Annotated in this window: 20 protein-coding genes and 1 tRNA gene; 6 read left to right on the top strand and 15 right to left on the bottom strand. The window is 57.3% G+C overall.

Features of this window, described 5'->3' with window-relative positions; genetic code table 11:
• Positions 1-20: 20 nt before the first annotated feature.
• The 4 genes from IE123_RS14855 to IE123_RS14845 form a co-directional block, all read right to left on the bottom strand.
• Entirely contained in the window at positions 21-818 is a 798-nt protein-coding gene (locus IE123_RS14855; RefSeq protein ID WP_189519618.1) for an IclR family transcriptional regulator, read from the bottom strand.
• Positions 818-1,657: a D-2-hydroxyacid dehydrogenase gene (locus IE123_RS14850; RefSeq protein ID WP_229819795.1), complete on the bottom strand. Its 840-nt coding sequence runs from the start codon at positions 1,655-1,657 to the stop codon at positions 818-820. Before IE123_RS14850 ends, IE123_RS14855 begins: the two co-directional genes overlap by 1 nt.
• A 27-nt stretch (positions 1,658-1,684) precedes the next feature.
• Positions 1,685-1,870, bottom strand: coding sequence for a hypothetical protein (locus tag IE123_RS16240; RefSeq protein WP_229819794.1), 186 nt, complete (start codon positions 1,868-1,870; stop codon positions 1,685-1,687).
• Positions 1,871-2,032: 162 nt separating this feature from the next.
• Complete coding sequence (locus tag IE123_RS14845) at positions 2,033-2,947, bottom strand: ketopantoate reductase family protein (RefSeq protein WP_189519616.1); 915 nt, start codon at positions 2,945-2,947, stop codon at positions 2,033-2,035.
• Between the two features lie 167 nt (positions 2,948-3,114).
• Here IE123_RS14845 and IE123_RS14840 point away from each other — a divergent pair, with 167 nt between their 5' ends.
• Together IE123_RS14840 and IE123_RS14835 are read left to right on the top strand one after the other, a co-directional pair.
• Positions 3,115-3,612, top strand: a complete 498-nt coding sequence (locus tag IE123_RS14840; RefSeq protein ID WP_189519614.1) for a TspO/MBR family protein — start codon at positions 3,115-3,117, stop codon at positions 3,610-3,612.
• A 106-nt stretch (positions 3,613-3,718) separates the two neighbouring features.
• Entirely contained in the window at positions 3,719-5,107 is a 1,389-nt protein-coding gene (locus IE123_RS14835) for a carboxylesterase family protein (protein WP_189519612.1), read from the top strand.
• A 15-nt stretch (positions 5,108-5,122) separates the two neighbouring features.
• On the opposite strand, the gene IE123_RS14830 is transcribed toward IE123_RS14835, so the two are convergent.
• From IE123_RS14830 to IE123_RS14795, 8 genes are all read right to left on the bottom strand, one after another.
• Positions 5,123-6,064 (bottom strand): DMT family transporter, encoded by a 942-nt coding sequence (locus IE123_RS14830; RefSeq protein ID WP_189519611.1) that lies wholly within the window; start codon positions 6,062-6,064, stop codon positions 5,123-5,125.
• Positions 6,061-6,648 carry a TetR/AcrR family transcriptional regulator gene (locus IE123_RS14825; RefSeq protein WP_189519609.1) on the bottom strand — a complete coding sequence of 196 codons (588 nt, stop codon included), beginning with the start codon at positions 6,646-6,648 and terminating at the stop codon, positions 6,061-6,063. The genes IE123_RS14830 and IE123_RS14825 overlap by 4 nt, the downstream gene beginning before the upstream one ends.
• Before the next feature lie 357 nt (positions 6,649-7,005).
• The gene (locus IE123_RS14820; RefSeq protein ID WP_189519607.1) at positions 7,006-7,695 is read right to left on the bottom strand and encodes a type 1 glutamine amidotransferase domain-containing protein; all 690 of its coding nucleotides are present in this window, start codon (positions 7,693-7,695) and stop codon (positions 7,006-7,008) included.
• Between the two features lie 250 nt (positions 7,696-7,945).
• Positions 7,946-8,104, bottom strand: coding sequence for a metallothionein (locus tag IE123_RS14815; RefSeq protein ID WP_189519605.1), 159 nt, complete (start codon positions 8,102-8,104; stop codon positions 7,946-7,948).
• A gap of 186 nt (positions 8,105-8,290) precedes the next feature.
• Entirely contained in the window at positions 8,291-8,494 is a 204-nt protein-coding gene (locus IE123_RS14810) for a hypothetical protein (protein ID WP_189519603.1), read from the bottom strand.
• Between the two features lie 102 nt (positions 8,495-8,596).
• A complete protein-coding gene (locus IE123_RS14805) occupies positions 8,597-9,427 on the bottom strand; it encodes an undecaprenyl-diphosphate phosphatase (RefSeq protein ID WP_189519601.1) in 831 nt (276 codons plus the stop codon).
• Positions 9,428-9,626: 199 nt separating this feature from the next.
• The gene (locus IE123_RS14800) at positions 9,627-11,189 is read right to left on the bottom strand and encodes a methyl-accepting chemotaxis protein (RefSeq protein ID WP_189519599.1); all 1,563 of its coding nucleotides are present in this window, start codon (positions 11,187-11,189) and stop codon (positions 9,627-9,629) included.
• A 227-nt stretch (positions 11,190-11,416) separates the two neighbouring features.
• A complete protein-coding gene (locus tag IE123_RS14795) occupies positions 11,417-11,881 on the bottom strand; it encodes an Lrp/AsnC family transcriptional regulator (RefSeq protein ID WP_189519597.1) in 465 nt (154 codons plus the stop codon).
• 96 nt (positions 11,882-11,977) lie between these two features.
• Here IE123_RS14795 and rarD point away from each other — a divergent pair, with 96 nt between their 5' ends.
• Both rarD and IE123_RS14785 read left to right on the top strand, forming a co-directional pair.
• Complete coding sequence (rarD, locus tag IE123_RS14790) at positions 11,978-12,949, top strand: EamA family transporter RarD (protein WP_189519595.1); 972 nt, start codon at positions 11,978-11,980, stop codon at positions 12,947-12,949.
• Positions 12,950-13,087: 138 nt separating this feature from the next.
• A complete protein-coding gene (locus IE123_RS14785; protein WP_189519593.1) occupies positions 13,088-14,611 on the top strand; it encodes a mechanosensitive ion channel family protein in 1,524 nt (507 codons plus the stop codon).
• Positions 14,612-15,185: 574 nt separating this feature from the next.
• On the opposite strand, the gene IE123_RS14780 is transcribed toward IE123_RS14785, so the two are convergent.
• Positions 15,186-17,132: an AAA family ATPase gene (locus IE123_RS14780; RefSeq protein ID WP_229819793.1), complete on the bottom strand. Its 1,947-nt coding sequence runs from the start codon at positions 17,130-17,132 to the stop codon at positions 15,186-15,188.
• A 606-nt stretch (positions 17,133-17,738) separates the two neighbouring features.
• Between IE123_RS14780 and IE123_RS14775 the strand changes: the two genes are divergently transcribed.
• Positions 17,739-18,272 (top strand): HPP family protein, encoded by a 534-nt coding sequence (locus IE123_RS14775; RefSeq protein WP_189519591.1) that lies wholly within the window; start codon positions 17,739-17,741, stop codon positions 18,270-18,272.
• A gap of 275 nt (positions 18,273-18,547) precedes the next feature.
• Entirely contained in the window at positions 18,548-20,254 is a 1,707-nt protein-coding gene (locus IE123_RS14770) for a methyl-accepting chemotaxis protein (protein ID WP_189519589.1), read from the top strand.
• A gap of 166 nt (positions 20,255-20,420) precedes the next feature.
• Here the strand turns inward: IE123_RS14770 and IE123_RS14765 are convergent, their stop codons facing one another.
• Together IE123_RS14765 and IE123_RS14760 are read right to left on the bottom strand one after the other, a co-directional pair.
• A complete protein-coding gene (locus IE123_RS14765; RefSeq protein ID WP_189519587.1) occupies positions 20,421-20,618 on the bottom strand; it encodes a hypothetical protein in 198 nt (65 codons plus the stop codon).
• Positions 20,619-20,952: 334 nt separating this feature from the next.
• Positions 20,953-21,029: transfer RNA gene (locus tag IE123_RS14760), tRNA-Arg, on the bottom strand.
• Between the last annotated feature and the right edge of the window lie 88 nt (positions 21,030-21,117).

Genomic DNA, 21,117 nt, shown 5'->3' with positions numbered 1-21,117 from the left:
GCCAGAGAATACGGCTGATGTCAGGTACCGGCGCCGGCGGTACCTCTGCCCAGATTCATCGGGTTGGCAATGTGCGTTGCCATATCGGAGAGCGCCTCGATGGCCTGCTGCTCGATATGGGGCGTGCAGTACACTTCAAGCAGCGAGGTGCCCACGGCATAGGCCTGCTCGCCGCTGTACTGCGGCGCCACGGTAACCGCCAGGCCGCGGATGCCGGTAAACACTTCGCCCACATCGCGCGCGTGGCCACGCTTTCGCACATCACGAATCTTGTTGATCAGCGCTTCAAGGTCAGTGACCGAGTCCGCCGTCCAGGCCGGACGGGTGGCCGGGTTCTCGAAGCGCCGCTCGAGTTCCTCATCATCAAGACTGGCCAGCAGGGCATTGCCCACTGCGGTAATCGAGGCCGGAAAGCGACTGCCAATACTGGCCGTCATGCGCAGCGGTAGCCGCCCGGCATGGGCGGCAAGATAGAGCACGTCCGTGCCGTCGAGCACCGCCAGCTGACAGATTTCATCGTGCAGGAAGGGGGTATCACTGCAGGCCTGATAGAACGCCTGAACCGGATCCACCGTGCGCAGATAGGCACCCCCCAGCTCGACCAGCCGACGCCCCAGCCGATATCCGCCCTCCACACGCTGGATCACCCCCTCGGCCTCCAGCGCCAGGCAGACGTTGAACAGCGACGAGCGGGCCACCCCGAGCTGGCGCGCCATTTCGCTTACCCCCAGCGTCTCGCCGCCGGCCGCTTCCAGCAGCGACAGTACCCGCAGGGCGCGAGCAACCGCGGGGGCGCGATCGTCGCCCGAGGTCGTCATCAGTAGAACTCGACCGTATCGACACGGTTTCGAAGCGCCTCACCATTGAGATAGCGGCGAGCGTTATCGGCAAAAAACTCGGCAATCAGACGATCCTCGGACTCGCTGAGCGCGGCCGTGTGCGGTGTCAGCAGCACGTTGGGCATGTCCCACAGCGGCGAGGCTTTCTCCAGCGGCTCCGAGGCGGTGACATCCAGCACGGCCAGACCCACGTGCTGGCGCTGCAGGGCCTCGATCAGGGCGGGCTCGTCGATCACCGTGCCGCGGCCCACGTTGACGATGGTGACGCCGGGCTTCATCTCGGCCAGCAGCTCGGCATCGATCAGCCCTTCGGTGGCATCGGTGCCCGGCAGCGCAATCACGATGGCATCGGCGCGCCGCACGCCGTCGCGAAGCTGTGAGGGCGCAATGATTTCATCAACGTGAGGCACCATGCGCTGCTGGCGGGAGACGCCCAGCACGTGCATATCCAGAAGCGACAGCCGGCGCGCCACTTCACGCCCAATACCGCCCAGCCCCAGAATCAGCACCTGCTGCTCGCTGATCTGACCCATCATCCAGCGATCGCCCCAGTGGTGGTCACGCTGCTGGGCCAGAATTCGGGGCAGCTGCTTGGCGCCCGCCAGCACGCCGAACACGGCGTACTCCGCCAGCGGTCCACCGTGCACGCCGGCCGAGGTGGTAAACATCACCCGCGCCAGCGCCTCACTCGAGAGCCCCGCCGCCTTGACCTGCCCGCCGCCGCCGGCGGCCATTACATGCACCCAGCGCAATGTCGGGTTGGCCTCGACGATTTTTGCCAGCCGCTGCGGGTCCACATCCGGAATCCCGTAGAGCACGTCCGCCTCGCACAGCAGTGCGTCAAACTACGCTTCCTGCTCGGGCGTGCGCTTGAAGCTCGGGTCGCCGGCAAAGTCGGCCGGGTGACGCATGGGGGGCAGTAGGGACTGATCACGCAGCAGCTCGATCTCGGGGACCAGCGATTCAATCAGCGTACACAGCGCCTCGCTCAGCGGTGTGGCCACCGCCACCTTCAGCGTTTTCTGGGTCATGGCGCGCTCCGAAGACCAACGGTCGTACAGTGAGTTGAACATTGTTCAGTGGACTGTACAGCGCGACCTGCCGGCGCGAAGCGCGGCTTTGGTCGATATCGGGACCAAAGTGCAATACCGGAGCGCTTCAGCCCCGGCCGCTGATATCAAAAGCGTGTCATATCAGGCAGGAGAGATATCGGAAGATGGGTGCCCCTGCGTCAGCGCGCGTATCAGCACCAGCAGGGTGTGATTGATGGGCGTGGCCATACCGTGAGCCTGTGCCTGGCGTACGATAAAACCATTCAAATGCTCGATTTCACTGGGACGCGCGCGGGCGAGATCCTGCGCCGTCGAGGAGCGCTGCCCCGCCATGGTGTCAGCAATCATGAGCGTTGAGCGCTCGATGTCCTCGGGCAGGGTGACACCGCAGGCCTGCGCCACGCGCTGACACTCCCGGACAAGCGCGATCACCATGTCACGAACGCCCTCGACGGCCATCAACGCGCCGTAGGGCATCTGCGTCACGGCCGACACCGCATTCCAGGCACAGTTGATGACAAGCTTCGCCCACAGCATGCCGGTCACGTTGTCTGCCACCGCCGCCTGGACACCGGCCGCCTGAAACAGACGTGCCAATGGCTCGCTCCTCGTTGAGGCGCCGAGTGCCAGCTCACCGCGACCGTGATGACGCACGTGACCCGGCCCTGCCATCGCGACCGCGGCATATACCACCACCGGAATCACCTCGCGTCCTGCGATGGCCGCCAGCCGTTCGGCGTTATCCACCCCGTTTTGCAGGCTCAAGACGACGGCGCTGTCAGCCAGCTTCACAGCCATTGCCGCGCCGGCCGTTTCCGTGTCGTTGGATTTGACGCAAAAGAGCACCAGCTCGGCGCCCCTTAATGCTTCCACCTCTGTGCTGGCCGCAACACTGAACGTCTCGCGGCCTGATGCTGTCTCCAGAACCAGCCCATTTTGATGGATCGCCTCGACATGTGCGGCGCGACCGATCAGCGTCACCGCATGGCCGGCGCGTGCCAGCAGCGCCCCGTAGTAGCAGCCGACCGCACCGGCACCCATGATCGCAATCTGCATGATGTCTCCTGAATTCGCAGCGCCTGTGGGACATCCTGCCTCACGGCGACGCCCCGTCGCGAGCGCTATTGTGTAGGATATGAACCCTTCGGTCCGTCGCTGTCTCCGGCGCCGGTATCCATCGAAAGGCAGACTTTCCAAACAGGCTTTTACAAAAGAGGCATGGCATGAACACGCTTACCCGACGTCAACAGCTCTTTGGCCTGGCCGGCTGGCTGCTGCTGGCCTATCTCGCCGCGACCATCGGCGCTGTTGCCTCCGTCAATGCCGCCGAGTTCTATCAAACGCTCCAGCAGCCCTCCTGGGCGCCGCCGGCCGGCGCCTTCGGCCCGGTCTGGACCACGCTCTACGCCCTGATGGGCATTGCCGCCTGGCTGGTCTGGTGTGAAAAGCCCGTTCAGAACGTGCGCCCGGCGCTGACGCTTTTTGTCGTGCAGCTCGCCGTCAACGCACTGTGGAGCTGGCTCTACTTTGTCTGGAATCTTGGCGCGATCTCCTTTGCCGGCACGGTCATTCTGTGGTGTTTGATTCTCGCCACCCTGATCAACTTCTGGCGCATCAAGCCACTGGCCGGTGCCCTGCTGGTGCCCTATCTGGCCTGGGTAACGCTGGCCACTGCACTGACCTGGAGCACTTGGCATCTCAACCCGCAGATGCTGGGATAACCCGCCAGCACGGCAGGCCACAGGTCCGGCGGTCAGCGCCGGACCTCGTTTGCAGGAACTCATGTCACACGCACTTATGTAACAAGAATTCATGCAAGAGCACCCGATGTCAGAAACTCAAGCCCTGCCTCGTTTTTCAGCGCCCGCCGGTGAGATCATCGGCTGGCGCGACGGCGACGTGCTTCGTGCCACCAACATCCCCTATGCGCGCGCCCGACGCTTTCAACCACCCGAGCGGCTGACACGATGCGAGACGCCGATCGAGGCCACGCACTGGGCACCGGCCAGCCCGCAGCGCACCATGCAGGCCTTCACCCGCCTGCTGGGCGCCTCTCCCAACAACATGGCGCAGCAGGAAGACTGTACCCGGCTGTCCATCTGCCTGCCGGCCCGACCGGCCACAACGCCGCGCCCGGTCATGGTGTGGATCCATGGCGGCTCCTACGTTTTTGGCGCCGGCGATCTGCCCATTCATGACCCCAAACCACTGGTGTCAGAGCAGGACGTGGTCACCGTCAGCATCACCTATCGCCTGGGCATTTTCGGCTTCGTGGGCGGCACCTTTCAGGGAAAAACAAATCAGGAAGAGGCAAAGGCTCAGGGCGCGACAGGCGATCGGCCCGCCAACCTGGGCCTTCTGGACATGATCGCCGCGCTGCGCTGGATCAGCGACAACATCGCCACCTTCGGCGGTGACCCTGACAACGTCACCCTGTTCGGCGAGTCGGCCGGCGGTGACGCCATCGCGCATCTGATGACAGCCGATGAGACCAGGGGGCTCTTCCACCGTGCCATACTCCAGAGCGCACCGCTGGGCATTACCCCCGGACGCCACGGCATGCACACGGCCATGGCCAGGGCAGCCGAGAGCCTCAACGAGCGGAGTTCACTGAAGGCCTGTCTGGATGCCCAGCACCGGGTCGAAAAAATCGGCCAGCGCTATCTGCCCGGCGGCCTGATGCCTTTCGGCGTGCAGTTCGGCCAGCCGCCACTGCCGCCGCTGGATCAACGACATGCAGCGCTTGAAAAACGCGCCCCCCACTGCGATCTGCTGATCGGCCACAACGTGGACGAAGCCGAACTGTTCATGCCCGAGGTCGAGCCGCTGCAGGGGCTTTTTGGCCTACCGGTCATCGGCGCGCGACTTCGAAGCGGCTTGAGCCAACGCATCACCCGCCATCTCTATTCACGCCCCGCCGAGCGTTTTGCCCGGCGTCATGCCGAGGCTGGGGGGTGCGTCTGGCGATACCGACTGAACTGGGGCAGCGGCCGGGCCGCCCGCGGCGCCTGTCACAGCATCGATCTCGCCCTCTTGTTTGCCGGCTGGGCCGAGTGGCAACACGCCGGCATCGTGGAAGGCATGACCGAACAGGAGCTGGAGCGCAGCGGCTGCCAGCTGCGCGCACTGTGGGCACGCTTTGCCCGGGGAGGCACGCTGGAAGATGAGGGCGCCATCGAGGGCGTGGTGGAATGGGAAAGGGTCACGCCGTCATAGGCCGAACAAAAAGCCTCACTCCACTACCGATGCCGGCTCATCCAACGACGGCCGCCGCCAGCGTATCGGCGCCGTGAGACAGACCAGACAAGCGATCACCAACACGATACCGCCCCAGCCCAGCGGTGGCAGGCGCTCGCCGACGATCATCACTGCCAGCAGTGCAGCCACCACCGGCTCAAACAGCGTAATGGTGGTGGCGGTGCTGGCCGGCACTCTCGCCAGGCCGTAACCAAAGCCGAGATAGCCCACAAACATCGGCACCAGCGCCATGTAGAGCCCGACGGCGGCGTTGTTGACCGAGGCCAGAAGCGGTGCGCCGGTCAGCAGCAGCACCGGCATCAGCAAAAGCCCGCCAAGGCCAAAGGTCGCGCCCATGGCCGCACGGGTGGGGATGCCGCCCTGCATCAGGCGTCGCGCCAACCAGGAATAAAACGCATAGGTCAGCCCGGCCACCAGCCCCATCGCCACGCCCTGAAGCACCTGCGCCGTACTGCCCACGCCGGCATGAGGTCCGGTTTCGGCCAGACACAGCAGCGCCATGCCGATCAGCCCCAGCGCCGCGCCCACCTTCCAGCGCGTACCCAGCGTCAGGCCATCAAAGCGGGATTCGATCAGCGCCGAGAGCAGCGGTGCCGAACCGATCGACACCACCGTGCCGATGGTGACGCCGGCCAGACGCATCGAGCCATAAAACGCCAGCGGATAGATCGCCACCGCCACCGCCCCGGAGATCAGCCAGGGCCATCGGCGGCGCAGCTGTGGCCCGGCCTTTTGGATGCGGGGTGCGGCCACCAGCGCCTGCAATAGCCCGCCCAGCCCCATCGCCACGGCGCCAATTGCCACGGCACTGACCTCAGGGGCGAAGGTAGCGGCCGTGCCGGTGGTACCCCACAGCACAGCAGCAAGCAGTACGCCGGCCACTCCGAACAGATGTTCGCGTGCGCTCCCCTTCATATGGCCTCCAAAAGCGCAGCGGCCATGTCGTGGGCTTGCTGAACGCAGCGGCTGTCACCTTCCAGGCCTGCACGCACCATCGCGCCCTCCAGCAGGAAGGCAAGCTGGCGTGCCAGACATGACGCGGCGGCCTCATCACCGGTCATCTCCAGCAGCGGTGCGGCCAGCAATGCCTCTACCTGCTGCTTGTGGCGACGTACCGCCTCGCGCCCCTTGTGACCGGCCGGCAACTCGGCGGCGGCGTTCAATAATCCGCAGCCGCGAAAGCCGCGCTCATAGGCCCCTTCGGCATGATCCTGATAGGCCAGAAACACCGCCAGCACGCGCGCCGCAGGCGTGGCGGCCTGAGAAAGACGTACCTCAAAAAGCGTGAGCCACTCGGCGTGACGGGCTTCCAGATACGCCGCGACCAGCGCCGCCTTGGAATCGAAGTTGTTGTACAGACTCTTTTTCGCCACGCCTGCACGCTTGACGATGGCATCAATGCCGGTGGCGGCAATGCCGTCGCGGTAGAACAGCACGGCCGCTGCGCTTAACAGCCGTTCGCGGGCGCTGGTTGCCGACAGGGTCTCCAATGAGGTCATGAACATGATCCAGAATGCAGGGTAGGTAGACCAGTCTACCTACCTCACAGGCCGCGTCAAAAAATGCGTCGGCAAGGCACCGCCACCGCTGAAATTCCTGCATTAGTGTTTTTTTATAACCAGGGGCGCGGCATTATAGCCTCGGCCTTTTGGACGAAGGCCTTTCATCACCTGAAGGAAGGAACAACATGAGTCAACGGTTAATCTTTATTCTGCTGGCGTGTGTGGGTTTTATGATCTGGATGATGCTGGACCGGTAGCGTTGCGTATTGTGATACAGCGGCCCTTTAGGAATAACAGGACACAAAAAAGCCCCAACGCCGAAGCGTCGGGGCTTTTTTATGGGGTATCAAGCCTTTAGTGCTTGAGTGCCTCGAGCAGCTTCTCGGCTACGGCTTCCGAGCTTGCCGGGTTCTGGCCGGTAATCACCAGACCATCCACCAGCGCAAACGGAGCGAAGGCCTCAACCTTCTGATAGTCCGCGCCGCGGCGCTTGAGCTCGTCTTCCAAAAGATGCGGTACCACATCCGTCAGGCCAACAGCCGCCTCTTCCTCGTTGGTAAAACCGGCCACCTTTTTGCCCTTGATCACGAACTCACCCTGCTCGTCCCTGATATTCAAAAACGCCGTGGGCGCGTGACAAACAGAGGCAATCGGCTTTTGCTGGCGCAGGAAGTCTTCCAGCAGTGCAATGGAGTCCTGATTATCGGTCAGATCCCACAGCGGGCCGTGGCCACCGGGATAAAACACGGTGTCGAAATCCTCGGCGCGCATGTCAGCCAGACGCGCGGTATCGGCGATGCGTGCCCTTGCCTCGTCATCGGCGTAGAAGCGACGCGTGGCGTCGGTCTGGGCATCCTCGCCTTCGCTGTTGGGATCAATCGGTGCAGCACCGCCCTTTGGCGTGGCCAGCACGATCTCGCAGCCGGCATCGAGGAAGGTGTAATAAGGCGCGGCAAACTCTTCTGCCCAGAACCCGGTCTTGTGGCCGGTGTTACCCATCTCATCGTGAGAGGTCAGAACCATCAAAATACGCGCGGCGCTCATGGTGCACTCCTGAATGCGTGTGTTGCTTCATGAGATGGCTACGACCGAAGGGAATATCAAGGCTGACCCTGCCGGGCCATTTGTCGCACCGCACCAATGGACACGGGCACTGCGCTGCTGCGCCCAGGTGGCGCATCGGCAGCAGGGCCATTGGCCACAGGGACAAAAAAATGACCCGCCGGCGGATTACCAGGGGTCATGTCAGACAGTGATGACGGGCCGCTCGCAGGGGCCCGTCATGGGGCTGTCGTTACTTGCCGCAGCTGCAGTTATGGCCACAGCCTTCGGAGCCATCGGCATGGCCGGTGGCGCAGGCCTGGCTGCAATACAGCTCGCCGTCGCGCTCAATGGCATTGTCACTTACGGCGCAGGTGCATTTCGGGCAGGCACAGCTGGTCTGGTCAGACATGGTAGCGCTCCTTGATAAGGTGAACGCTACCCTTGTAAACCTTCTACCTTCTATAAGGTCAATGCCTTTTATTCACCCGGGTCATATTTTTTGATCAGGCAGGTGGCCCGTCAGGCACCAGCCATGAAAAAGCCCACCGGCAATCTAGCGATGGGCCCGATATTTCAGGCGATAAAGGGAAAGACGTTACCCCTCTTCGTTCATGCGCTGGCAGTCTTCTTCGGCATCTTCCCGCACTTCATATTCTTCACTGACGTAGCGCTGCTGCTGGCTGTCCCATATGCGAAAGCAGTCCAGCGGCATGTCGTCCATTTCCTTTTGCTGCTCACGGTTGGGGGTGCCCTTCACATGTGCAGTAGCATGTTCGTGTACTTCATAGCGCGTGGCCATGCCTTCCTCCCTGATGGATCAATGACAGTAAAAGTGTGGTCGCAAGCCGCGCGGAATGCCACATGCACTGGTTTGATACCTCTTGCACCACAAGGGCCAGGGTCACCCCTGCGCCGTGCTCCAGTCGATGACGCCGAAATACCATGTGGCGAGAATCAAAAGGCCAAAGGCGATCCGATACCAGGCGAATACCGCGTAGCTGTGGCTGGCGATGAACTTCAAAAGCGCCCGCACCGTCAGCATGGCGACAATAAATGTCGTCACAAAGCCGATGGCAAAGACAGGCAGATCCTCCATGCGCAGGATGTCGCGGTACTTCCACAGCGAATAGAGCGTGGCGGCCACCATGGTCGGCATGGCAAGGAAAAACGAGAAGTCGGTGGCAGCCTTGCGTGATAGCCCAAACAGCAGCCCGCCGATGATGGTCGAGCCCGAACGCGAGGTACCGGGAATCAGCGCCAGACACTGCGCCAGCCCGACCCTGAGCGCCAGCTGCCAGGTCATGTCATCAACGGTCTCGGCCCTGATGGTGTGCTCGCGCTTTTCCGCCCAGAGCATCACGAACCCGCCAATGATCAGCGCAGTGGCCACGGTAATGGGATTAAACAGCCAGTGCTCGATGGTATCCGCCATCAAGAGTCCCAGGATGACCGCAGGAATAAAGGCAATCAGCACGTTGAGGGCAAAACGCTGTGCCTGTGGCTCACGGGGCAGCCCTTTCACCACGCCGAGCACGCGCGAGCGAAATTCCCACATCACGGCCAGAATGGCGCCGAGCTGAATGACAATCTTGAAGGCGGTGGCGGTGTCGCCATTAAAGTTGAGCAGATCACCTGCGATGATCAGATGCCCGGTACTGGAGACGGGCAGAAATTCGGTCAATCCTTCCAGTACGCCCAGAACAAAGGCTTGAAGCGCGGCCAGAGTGAGCATGGTCATTCCATCAGTGGGGTCAGCAATACGCGGCGCTGTCGCATCCGCAGGGGTGGGCGCCAGAGGCGCCAGCTACATCGCCGGATACGACTGCGCCCCCGGGGGAAAATTCCCGCCCCGGAGGCTGTCCGCCTCTCCGAATGATCAATCGGCACAAATACCACAGCCGATGGCGCCCCCTGCTTTCAACAAGCTGCCCTTAGTAACCTGTTCCACCAGCCAGCCTGAAGCGCCCCACCGTGGCGACCAGTTCCTGCGCCTGGTGTTTCAGACTGACAGCGGCAGCGGCAGACTCCTCCACCAGCGCTGCATTTTCCTGCGTCGTCTGGTCAAGCTGGCTGACGGCCTGACTGACCTGACCGATCGACTGGTTCTGCTCGCTGCTGGCGCCGCTGATCTCCCCGACGATATCGCTGACATGCCTGATGGAGGAGACGATGTCCGCCATGGTGCGACCCGCCTGATCCACCAGCGTGGTGCCCTTCTCGACGCGCTGAACGCTTTCGTCGATCAGTGCGCGGATATCCTTGGCGGCTTCGGCGCTGCGCTGGGCCAGGGTGCGCACTTCGCTGGCCACCACGGCAAATCCGCGGCCCTGCTCGCCGGCACGGGCTGCCTCAACGGAGGCATTGAGCGCCAGCAGATTGGTCTGAAAGGCAATGCTGTCGATCACGCCGACGATGTTGTTGATTCGGCCGCTGCTGTCGTTGATATCGCGCATGGTCTGCACCACCTGACCGACCACCTCACCGCCCTGAGAGGCCACGGCGCTGGCGCTGGAAGTCAGCTCGCTGGCCCGGCGGGCGTGCTCGGCGTTCTGGGTTGCGCTCGAGCCCATCTCCTCCATGGAGGCGGAGGTCTGCTCAAGCGCAGAGGACTGCACCATGGTGCGCTGGCTCAGGTCATCGTTGCCCTGCGAAATCTGCGCACTCGCCGAGGCCACGCTTTCTGCGTTGCGGCGAACGGTAAACACGACTTCTGAAAGGCCCGCCACCATCTCCTTCTGGGCCATCAACAGCTGACCGATTTCATTGCGCGAGCGCGCCTCGACGCGGACCGACAGGTCGCCTGCGGCTACCGCCTTCGCCTGCTGAACCGCCTGACCCAGCGGGCGGGTGATGCCGCGGGTAATCACGATGGCCGCCACGACCGAGACCAGCACGGCGATCAATGCCAGCACCAGCGTGCTCAGCATGGCCTGATGATATTGCGATTCACCATGCGCCATCCCGACCTGCGCTTCCGCCAGCTGGATCTCGATCAGATCACTGATGTCATGGCTGATCGGGTCAATGGCGGCATACAGCGGCCCATCGATCATGTCCAGTTGCCCCCTGACCCGGCCCGTCATGCCCTGCAGTATCTCCTCGACTTCATCGAGCGCATTGTTGGCGGTCGTAAAGCTCGACTGCGCCCGCGCCGCCGCAGCGGCCTCCTCCGGCGTCAGCCTTGTCTGCATATAGGCCGACCAGTGGCTGGCGATGGTCTCATGAGCCCCGCGTACATCCTGCAGTGCCTCCTCGGCCGTGATCAGGCCGGCGTTGGCCTTGTTGACCGCATCGATAACGTCCACGGCGTAGGCATCCGAAATCACCTTGAGATCCTTCAGCGGGACCACCCGGTCGTGATACAGCGACAGCATCGTGTTGTTGATACTGCGAAGGCTCAGCGAATTCACCACGCCGCTAAGAATCAGAAACAACACGGCGACGAGAAAGCCCAGGCCGATCTGCTTGCTGATGGAAAGGTCTCTTAAGGTCATTACACCGATTTCCAGAGAAAGGTTTTGGATAGTCATGGACTATGGACAGGACCTATCCAATATCGGCGCAGGCGCAATAATACTTAAAGCCATGCTCACGCTTTAATCGTGTACTACGTAAATCTCATATAGGGTCTTCTTGAAAGAGAGGTCTCAGCCCGGAGCTGTGAGTCGAAATATCGAGACAGGAACTTCTGCTTTTTCGATCAGGCAGCGAATCTTACGCCTCACAGAACATCTATCGTGGCCTTGACGCGATCCAGCACCACCATGGTTCTGAACCATTTGACGTTTGGGTTGTGATGAAACAGCCGGTCACATATCGCCTCAAAGGCCTTCATGTCCGGGACCAGTAATATCAGCATGAAATCCGCTTCACCCGTCACGTAATAGCACTGCTGCACTTCAGGCCCCGAAAAGCTTTCCTTGAGGGCATCAAGATCGTCGCTATAGATCCTGTCCGCCTGAACCTCCACCAGCACCGTTATTCTCTTGTCCACCTTATCGGGATCAACGATGGCAACGTTGGCCAGAATATGCCCGCTTTCCTTCAGCTTTTGAATGCGCCGCTGGACCGTGGCAGGCGAGAGATTCACGGCTTCTGACAGCTCGCGCAAGGGCGTCAGGCAGTCCTTTTGCAAACGCTCAAGGAGGGCAACATCAAACTTGTCCAGTCCCGAAGGCAGACTCATACGGGAAAATCTCTCATCAACAGCGCGGATTTTGAGAACCTTTATCGGTGGGGATGCCATAACCTGAGACGCACCCTCCATCAGTATCGAACCACCATGCAGACCGATCAGAATATAACGCTTGGCGTCACACTTAATATCATTGCCTCCGTCTTTTTTGCCCTGATGTTTGCTCAAACATCGCAGCTGACGGCTCTGGATGGTGAAGAAATTTTTGGCTGGCGGATGTGTTTAACCTTTCCCTGCCTGACGGCCTTTATCGCCCTGAAAGGCTACTGGCCTCAGGTAATCAGCATTTATCAAAGGCTTTATCGTGAACGTCATTTCGCTCTCACCCGCCTGATATCGGCTCTGCTTTTGAGCGTTCAGCTCTGGCTGTTCGTCTGGGCGCCGGGTAACGGTCACGGCCTGGCCGTTTCGCTGGGTTATTTCATCCTGCCCATCACAATGGTAATCATCGGCCGCATGGCCTTCAGGGATCAAATGTCACGCTTTCAGAAGCTGGCATGCGCGTTCGCCGTCCTTGGCATTGCCAATCAAATGGTGCTGTCTCAAAGCATGGCGTGGCCTACCCTGGCCGTATGCCTGGGCTATCCCGGCTATTTCTGGCTGCGTCGCAGAACCGATACCAACAACATTGGCGGTCTCTGGTTTGATATGGCCCTTGCCCTGCCCTTTAGCCTCTTTTTCATCATTCAGGGCGGCGAGGTTGTCCCGGGGCTGTCCATCAACATGAACCTGTTGTGGCCCGTGCTCGGTCTGGGCCTGATCAGCGCGCTGGCCCTGACGTTTCAGGCGCTGTCGGCGCCTCACCTGAACCTCAGCCTGTTCGGCCTGCTGATTTATGTCGAACCGGTTCTTTTAATGCTGGTGGCGCTCGCGCTGGGAGAAACCATTCGTCCCGCTGAATGGCCGACCTATATCGCCATCTGGCTATCGGTCATCGTTCTGATGGCAGAGGGCATACGCGGTCTGAAAAAATGGAAGGCCGCTCGAGTCGTCATCGCCCCAAAACAAGGCGCAATGCAAACGCCAGCTTCACAAGATGAGCCAGCGGGTCGTGACTAGCTCACCCATCAGCTCATCGAAAGACCTGTCCACCGCAAGGCTTTTGCATACTGAAAGCCTGACTACACTGGGTTGCCAAAGCGCTTTTAAACGCCACTCAGCCCCTCGTTATCTCGACACCCCTGACACAGGATCACCATGGCCGTTTCCCTGCCTCCCCTTTTCGCCCGCCAGCGCCTGAGCGCGAGTGTTCTGCTGATTCTGCTACTGGGCATATTTATTGGTGCACCGGTTCAGGCCGCGGAGGAGCTTTCAGGTGTGGCCCAGGCGCTGACCGGCAGCAGTACTCAGGCAGAAAGCGTTGACGAGGCCCGGATAGAAACCACCCCAAGCCCGCGCAGGGACAGTGACATTCAAACGCGCATCGCCGGGATCTTTTCCGAGATCGACGGTCTTGATGCCGTCGAGATCAGCGTGACGCAGGGTGTGGTGACGCTCTCCGGGGAAACGGCCAACGAGAAAAAGGCCCAGCAGGCCCTGGGCCTTGCCGGCCGCCTGACCGACGTGGTCACCGTCAATGACGACATCAACCGCACGCTGGATGTGCAGGACAACGTCTCTACCGTCTTTCAGGAGCTGATGGCGCAGGCAAGAGGCCTGATCAAGGCTCTGCCGCTGCTGCTGGTCGGCATCGTGTTGTTCGCGCTTGTCGCCTGGTTCGGGGCGTGGCTTTCCAGACGCCAGCGCCTGTGGCAGCGCCTGACACCCAACCCTTTTGTCGCTGAGCTGCTGTCACAGACTGTCAGGGTCATTTTTATCGTCTTTGGGTTGATACTGGCGCTCAGTCTGATGGGCGCCGAAACGATTCTGGGCACGCTGCTGGGCGGCGCCGGGGTTATCGGCCTTGCTGTGGGCTTTGCGGTCAAGGACACCATCGAAAACTACATTGCCTCTTTGATGCTGAGCGTTCGTCAGCCCTTTCGCGCGCGCGATCAGGTGGTCATCAACGGGCAGGAAGGCATCGTCGTGCGGCTCACTTCCCGCGCCACGATCCTGATGACGCTGGATGGCAATCAGCTGCGCATCCCCAACGCCGACGTGTTCAAGGGCACCATCCTCAACTACACCAGCAACCCCGAGCGGCGCTTCACGTTTGAACTGGGCGTGGATGCCGATGACGACCCGCTCGCCGCCATCAAGGTCGGGCTGGATGCGCTGCATCAGCTGAAATTTGTCCTCGAAGAACCCAGGGCCGTGGGCCTTATCACGCAGGTGGGCGACTCCAACATCGTGCTCGAGTTTCAGGTGTGGGTGGATCAATCCGGCACCGACTTTGGCAAGGCCCGCAGCATCGCCATTCGCGAAACCAAACACGCGCTGGAGGAAGCCGGCTTCAGCCTGCCCGAACCCATCTATCGCCTGCGCTTCAATGCCTCCCTTGAACAGGCGCTGGAACGCTTTCAGGGCAGCAGTGCCGACCCTACTCGCGTTGACGCCACACCCGCCCCGGCCTCCTCCGCGACATCAACAATGCCCCCGCCCAGTGACGGCAGCGACAGGCACCCGGCCCGGTCGCGCGCGCAGCAGATACTGCGCGACCCGAGCGCCGAAGCCCTGTTCGATGCCCGCCCGGATGAAAAACTGATGAAAAAGGTCGAGCAGGAAATTGCCAGAACAACTGACAAGACCGATTTGCTGAATCAGCGGGCGCCGCAGGAGTAGCACCGCCGCTAGATCATCGCCTTATGAGTTGGTAAAGATCATAAAAAGCCCCGCATTTGGCGGGGCTTTTTGGGAGTGGGATGCGGTAACCGAGTGGCAAGGCAGGACTATAAAAACATCTCAGCCCATTGATATAAAAAATATCTGAGTATTTTGCACCGCTTCAGTATACCTATACGTATACCATGCATAGGCCATTGCCATGCTTGTACTGATTAATCAGGCGACGGGCCAAAAAAGATCGGGCGTTGATAGCAAGGTTTGGTAACAAACCAAACTCAGATCGGATTTGACTTATCATCTGCCATTTTTCGGCCATTCCTTGATCATTCATCTCTATATAGAAGGTGACTGCTCCAAGAGTGCTAAAGCTTACGTAGAGCTTGAACTCACCTTTAACAAAATCCCGGCGTTAGACTCCACCCCATGGCTTACTTTTTGTTGCTAACCATTTAAATAAGCTTATGCGTCTGTAAGTATAAAACTCGATTTGCGCTAACCAGCCAAAATAGCAGGTTAGCGTTAAAAATATTTTTGACACCGAGAAACAATAACTTTATTTCGCAAGCAAAAGTTACTCCAGCATTTTTCTAACCTCTAGAACCCAACTGGGAATAGCATGATCTTGTTTCATTGTATCTACATATTTTCGTGCAAAACGATATTTAACTCCTTCACAATCAAAAAACCTTTTTATTTTCTCCCATTCACTGCTTTTTATATCTAAAGCAAATTTGACATCAAGCTCATCAGAAACAAGATCAATATCATTCACAAATCCGACAAGTTCAGAATAATCCTCAGAAAATAACCTTAATGTTTCCAAGAAAAGCTTTCCATTAAGACAATCCTCTATTTCTGTTGCAGGAGACACTGGATTCGAATCAATATTGACAAGCCTTGTAATTTTATCTTCGGAGGAAAGTACCAGTCTTTTACATTTTAAATTTTCATATTCACTGACCTTATAATTAACAAGCTCTTCGTCTGTATCAGATATCAAAATCATTTTACCACTAACTTCTTTTTTGAAATCTTCATAAGAAGTTGAAAGATGGTTATAGACTCGCTTTATCTCTTTAGCACCTCCAACAGGTACAATTCGAATACGTTTATCTTGCAAAAGGTCTTTTAAATATGATGACAGATAAACCTTTTCAGAACTACCTTCACAAATAATCCAAGAGAAGGGATTATCACCTATAACACTTGTTATTATAGATTGAATAAAATCGTTCATGCTTTTTAATCTTATGTCATAAGGCAGTCGCCCTCTTGAAGATGTTGCAAGTCTTTTTACCTGCTCGCGATATTCTGACAAATTTATTTGATCAAAAAAATGATGATCTTCTTTTTTAGTTATAACTGTAGTACTTCCCTGCTCTACAGTTGGTAAAAAACCGTACCAGTGAGAAGCAAAAAAAATCTGCATACACTGCCGACTTATATCGTACAAAGCATCGAACTGATCAAAGCAAGCAGACATGTGAAGAGAAGTTTCAGGTTCATCAATACCAACAATTAAATTACTACCTTTTGATCTATGCTTATTCAGTAAGCTATGAGCAATATCGACAATAGCTTTCTGTTTTTCTCCAGAGCTTAAAGCACTAATTTCAAGCCAATTTGCCCCTTGTTTTTTATGCAACCTTCTTGTATTAAAAAATGCTTGTATAATTAGATTATATACATCATTCTTTTTCAAGCGTTGCTGCCGATCTGTCGGCGTCCGATAAGAATAGTCTTCCAGCTCATCTGACAAAGTATCGATGAACTCGATCAAACTACTATTTATTTCTTGAATTTGAGCCGCTGTAACTCTAGTGCTTAATATTTCAATCAAGGTCTCACCCATGAGAACCTGAATTTCTTTTGTTTCCAGCTTAGTAAAAGAGTTAGAATCGATTTCCTTGGGTATATAAATGTACTCAATTAAAGTTTTTAACTCTTGAAGCAAAGGCTGATACCTTTGCAGATCCACTTCATCCAAACTTGTTGTTTCAGAATTACTACTTTGGCCTAGAACAACCTCAACAAGTCTTCTATTATTAAAAATAGATGTAGCAATATCACCACAATGGTTAATACCAATTGGTATTAGATATTTTTCTTCTAAATTTACGCGCTCACTTAATCGATTTCTATGCTCCGCAAATATTTTATAATTAGCTTTATTTGCTGAATTGACATCGGTTTCGACACCTCCAATAGTGACCTCGTGCAATTCCCGGGCTAAATCTTGAACACTTGCGCTTAAGCTTTCTCTATCTATTAAAAACAAGGGTACAATTTGAGGCTCTGAATAATCGACTCCTCTTTTCTTTGTTGTAGTATTATAGTTCCAAGCCCGTCCATTAAAAAAAGTATCTAAAGCCTCTAAAACTGAGCTTTTGCCTATACCATTTTCACCAACCAAACCACAAAAATTATCCATGTCTGTAATAGGTATATAATTAATACCTTTGTAAGTTTTATAATACTTTAAAATTATACCAATAATAATATTAAAACCTTGAACCAAAAATGAGCCAATTTAAATTCAAGCCCTAGTTTATCGCCCGAACTGTTTGCTAAAAATTTAGCTTATAAAGCCTTGGTATTAGCTACTGTATCCCACTGCGCGCTGTCGACTCCCCGCCCCGCCTGCGCGCTAAATGGGTCGGTTTTATTGCACCCTTGCAAGCGGCGCCGATCCGCACCAGTACTGGGTCGCGCAGCGGTTTTATGGCCTCGAAAAACCTTGCGTTTCCTTAAATTTCGCACCCCCATATGGGCACACCAGGCCGGTAAAACCACTGTGGCAATACAGGTTCGAGCGACCGCCTGAAAACGGGTGTCCTGCCCGTTCTTCTTAAGGCGCTGCTAATCCTCAAGCGACGATATTGAATCGGGCTTCTTAAGTAAAGTTGTGTAACGTTATTAACCCTAAAGTAGCATACCCTATTGCTTATATTCACTCGCCCGAATGAGATGGCGACGTCCCTTTTATTTAACGCTTGCCAGCCCATGCGCTGACGCCTGATCGTCTTTTCAAAAAATACTTAACTTCATAGCAATGCACTATTTCAGTGCATCGTGCGCAAGTGTCACTATCTGCGATCTTTTTGAACGATTTCGGCAGGCATTCGTGAAAAATTATCTGGGCAAGATGAGAGGCACAGCGGTATCCCGCGCAGCGCCCTGCTGGCGTGACGCGCTCTGGTCGTGGGTCGGGGCATTTGTCGGGATGACCGGGGTCGGCTGGATCAGCGCGCAGTCCATGCAGGCGCATGCGCTGCTGATGATCGGCTCGTTTGGCGCCACTTCGGTACTGCTTTATGCCGCACCGGAAAGCCCCTTTGCCCAGCCACGAAATGTACTGGGCGGCAGCGTGCTTTCGGCGCTGTGTGGTGTTGTCACCTGGATGCTGCTGGGCGATAACTGGGTCGCGGCGGCCGTGGCGGTCTCCACCTCCATTCTGATCATGCAGCTGACCCATACCCTGCACCCGCCCGGCGGTGCCACGGCCCTGATCGCGGTAATCGGCTCCAATGAGCTGCACGATCTGGGCTGGGTCTATGCGTTCTTCCCCATAGGGCTCGGCTGCCTGCTGATGCTGACCGTGGCGGTGCTGATCAACAATCTGGCGCGGCATCGGCGCTACCCGCAGCACTGGCTGTAGCGCACGCACCTGATAGCGCTGCCGAAAGCGTGACACCGCAAAAAAGCCCCGCACCTGGCGGGGCTTTTTTGTGTCCGTGATCGTGAATGAACGCCTTTTGAAAACACGCCAGGGCATCAGGTAAGCGCTGGCTCAAACCTCCCCGCAAGGGCGCCCCGCACAGCGCGCTTCGTGATCGGTTCTATCAGAGCTAAAGGCGGCAACCCGCCATGCCGATATTGTTTTATCTCCAAATCGTTAGCCTCCTAAACAACGGCACGTACTCAGAACCCAACATGAAAATCAAAAAGGCAATTTCGGTAAAAGCGGTATTTGTCTCGCTTTTTGCAGTCGTCGCTGTGGTGTCGTTGCTGATACTGCTGGCGTCCTACATGACCAAAAAGCAGGGCCTGCAGGTGGATGCCGCCAATAGTGGCCGCTATGAATCGTATCTTCTGGCCAGCGAGCTGCGTCAGAACTCCCTGACGCTGACGAGGCTTGCCAGAAACTATGTGGTAACCGGCGAAGAAAAATGGGCGAAGCAGTATCAGGAAGTCATTGATATTGCCGGCGGTAACGCGCCACACCCCAAAAACTACAACAGGATTTATTGGGAGTTCCGTGCTGCCGACATCACGCCCCAGGGGGGCGTTGAAGAACCCAGAGCGCTGCTCGATCGCATGCGTGATGAAGGCTTTACTGACCAGGAGCTGTCGCTGCTCGCCGAATCCCAGAGGCGCTCTCAGGATCTGGTAGTCACGGAAACCCGTGCCATGGAGCTGACCGCTCGGGCCAATGCCCTGAGCGGAGATGAGCGTCAGGCAGCGCGTGAGCAGGCCATCAATCTGATGTTCAATGCGGAGTACAACCGTAACGCCGCTCATATCATGGAGCCCATCAATCAGTTCTACGCCATGCTCGATGCACGCACCAATGGCGCCGTCATGACGGCCGAAGCGTCGAGAAACTTCTGGTCAGGCGCGGTGCTTTTCCTGTCGGCGTTGCTCAGCATCACTGTGGCTCTACTGCTGTGGGGCGGGTACCGGATCATTATCGGGCAGCTCGGGGCTGAACCTGCCGTGGTGAGTTCGCTGGTAAATCAGGTCGCCAGAGGTGATCTGTCAGAAGACTTCAGCACACGAAACCTCCGGGCGAACAGCCTGATGGACTCGCTGGCGAAAATGCAGCGCTCGTTGAGCGATGTGGTCAGCACGGTGCGCAGCAGCAGTGAAAACGTGGCAACAGGCTCCAGCCAGATCGCTTCGGGCAATATGGATCTGTCCCAGCGTACCGAAGAGCAGGCCAGTAACCTGCAGCAGACCGCCGCCTCGATGGAGGAAATCTCCAGCGTCGTCAAAAACACTGAAGAAACGGCCAAACAAGCGGTAAAACTGGCGATCGGTGCCAGCAACGTCGCCACTCAGGGCGGCGAAGTGGTCGAGCGTGTCGAGTCCATGATGAGCGAAATACAGGCGTCGTCGCGCAAGATTTCCGACATTATCGGTGTCATCGATGAAATTGCCTTCCAGACCAATCTTCTGGCACTGAACGCCTCTGTTGAAGCCGCACGCGCCGGGGAACAGGGCCGTGGATTTGCGGTAGTGGCCAATGAGGTCAGGAATCTGGCCCAGCGCAGTGCTTCTTCCGCTCAGGAGATCAGAGCGCTGATTACTGACAGCGTAAGCAAGGTCGAAGCAGGCGGAAAGCTGGTCAACGAAGCCGGGGCAACCATGCAGGATCTTGTGTCACATGTTCAAAATGTGACCAGCATGATGAATGAAATCAGTGTGGCGACGACCGAGCAGACCACGGGTATTCGTCAGGTCAGTGATGCGCTGATGCAACTCGAGACAGTCACCCAGCAGAATGCGGCACTGGTAGAAGAAGCGGCCGCAGCGGCTGACAGCCTGGACAATCAGTCCAACAAGCTCGTCCAGGCGGTCAGTGTCTTTAAATTGAAGGAAGGCACCAGCAACACTGCGCGTTATTCAAGCCCGGCATAATGGTGAGCAGGCAGTCACAGAAAAGCACGCCGGTGCCCACTGTGGGCGAGTTTCGCGCTGACGACTCGTGCTCGATGTTTGCCGCGATGATTTGCCACGATGAACAAAAGCCCCGCACATGGCGGGGCTTTTTTGTCTCGATGATTTTTTGTCTCAATGGTCATGTTCAGACGGCGTTATCGTCGCTGTTTTCATCCTCACGACGGGTCAACTGCCCTTCCCGATGTCGAAGGTTCGCCTGCGGTGCATTGGTCTGCGTGTACTCGACCTGGCTGCGGCTGTTGGTCTGGCGATGATCCACATAGTGCAGCAGGGCAAGCTGTGCGATCAGGAAGCCACAGCAGATCAGAATGCCTTTCAACATGTTTTTATCCTGGTATCAAAAAGAAGCCGAGAAGGTTCGTGACGTTACCGCAATCGCCTTGATATTTGCCAGTAGGCTTCTACCCCATCCTGCCCATTAGCCGGGGCCATGTCTTGCCAGCAGCGCCCCGACCCCGATCATTAGTCCGCCGGTCACACGATCCCACCACTGGCGAATGGCAGGCCTTTTCAAAACGCCGGCGAGCTGTTGCATCACGGCTACCACGCTCTGCCCTGTACAAGCATCGGAAGTTCAGACGCAGAAATTATCAACGCAGGATTACCCTCTGAACGGGCAGCGATGGAGAGATGATAACAGGGAGGAAGATCAGAAGTGGCGCCCGAGGCAGGACTCGAACCTGCAACCCACGGCTTCGAAGGCCGTTGCTCTATCCAATTGAGCCACTCGGGCAGTGATGCGTTGCGCATCAACGGGCTCCATTCTAGCGGCCCGGAGCCTGCATGAACAGAGTGGATTTTATCGCTCTTTCAAGGCGCTA

It is taken from the genome of Kushneria pakistanensis (genome assembly GCF_014652795.1).
Taxonomy (GTDB): domain Bacteria; phylum Pseudomonadota; class Gammaproteobacteria; order Pseudomonadales; family Halomonadaceae; genus Kushneria; species Kushneria pakistanensis.
Note: the sequence above shows the minus strand (reverse complement) of the source record. Positions and strands in the feature narration are given on the sequence as shown.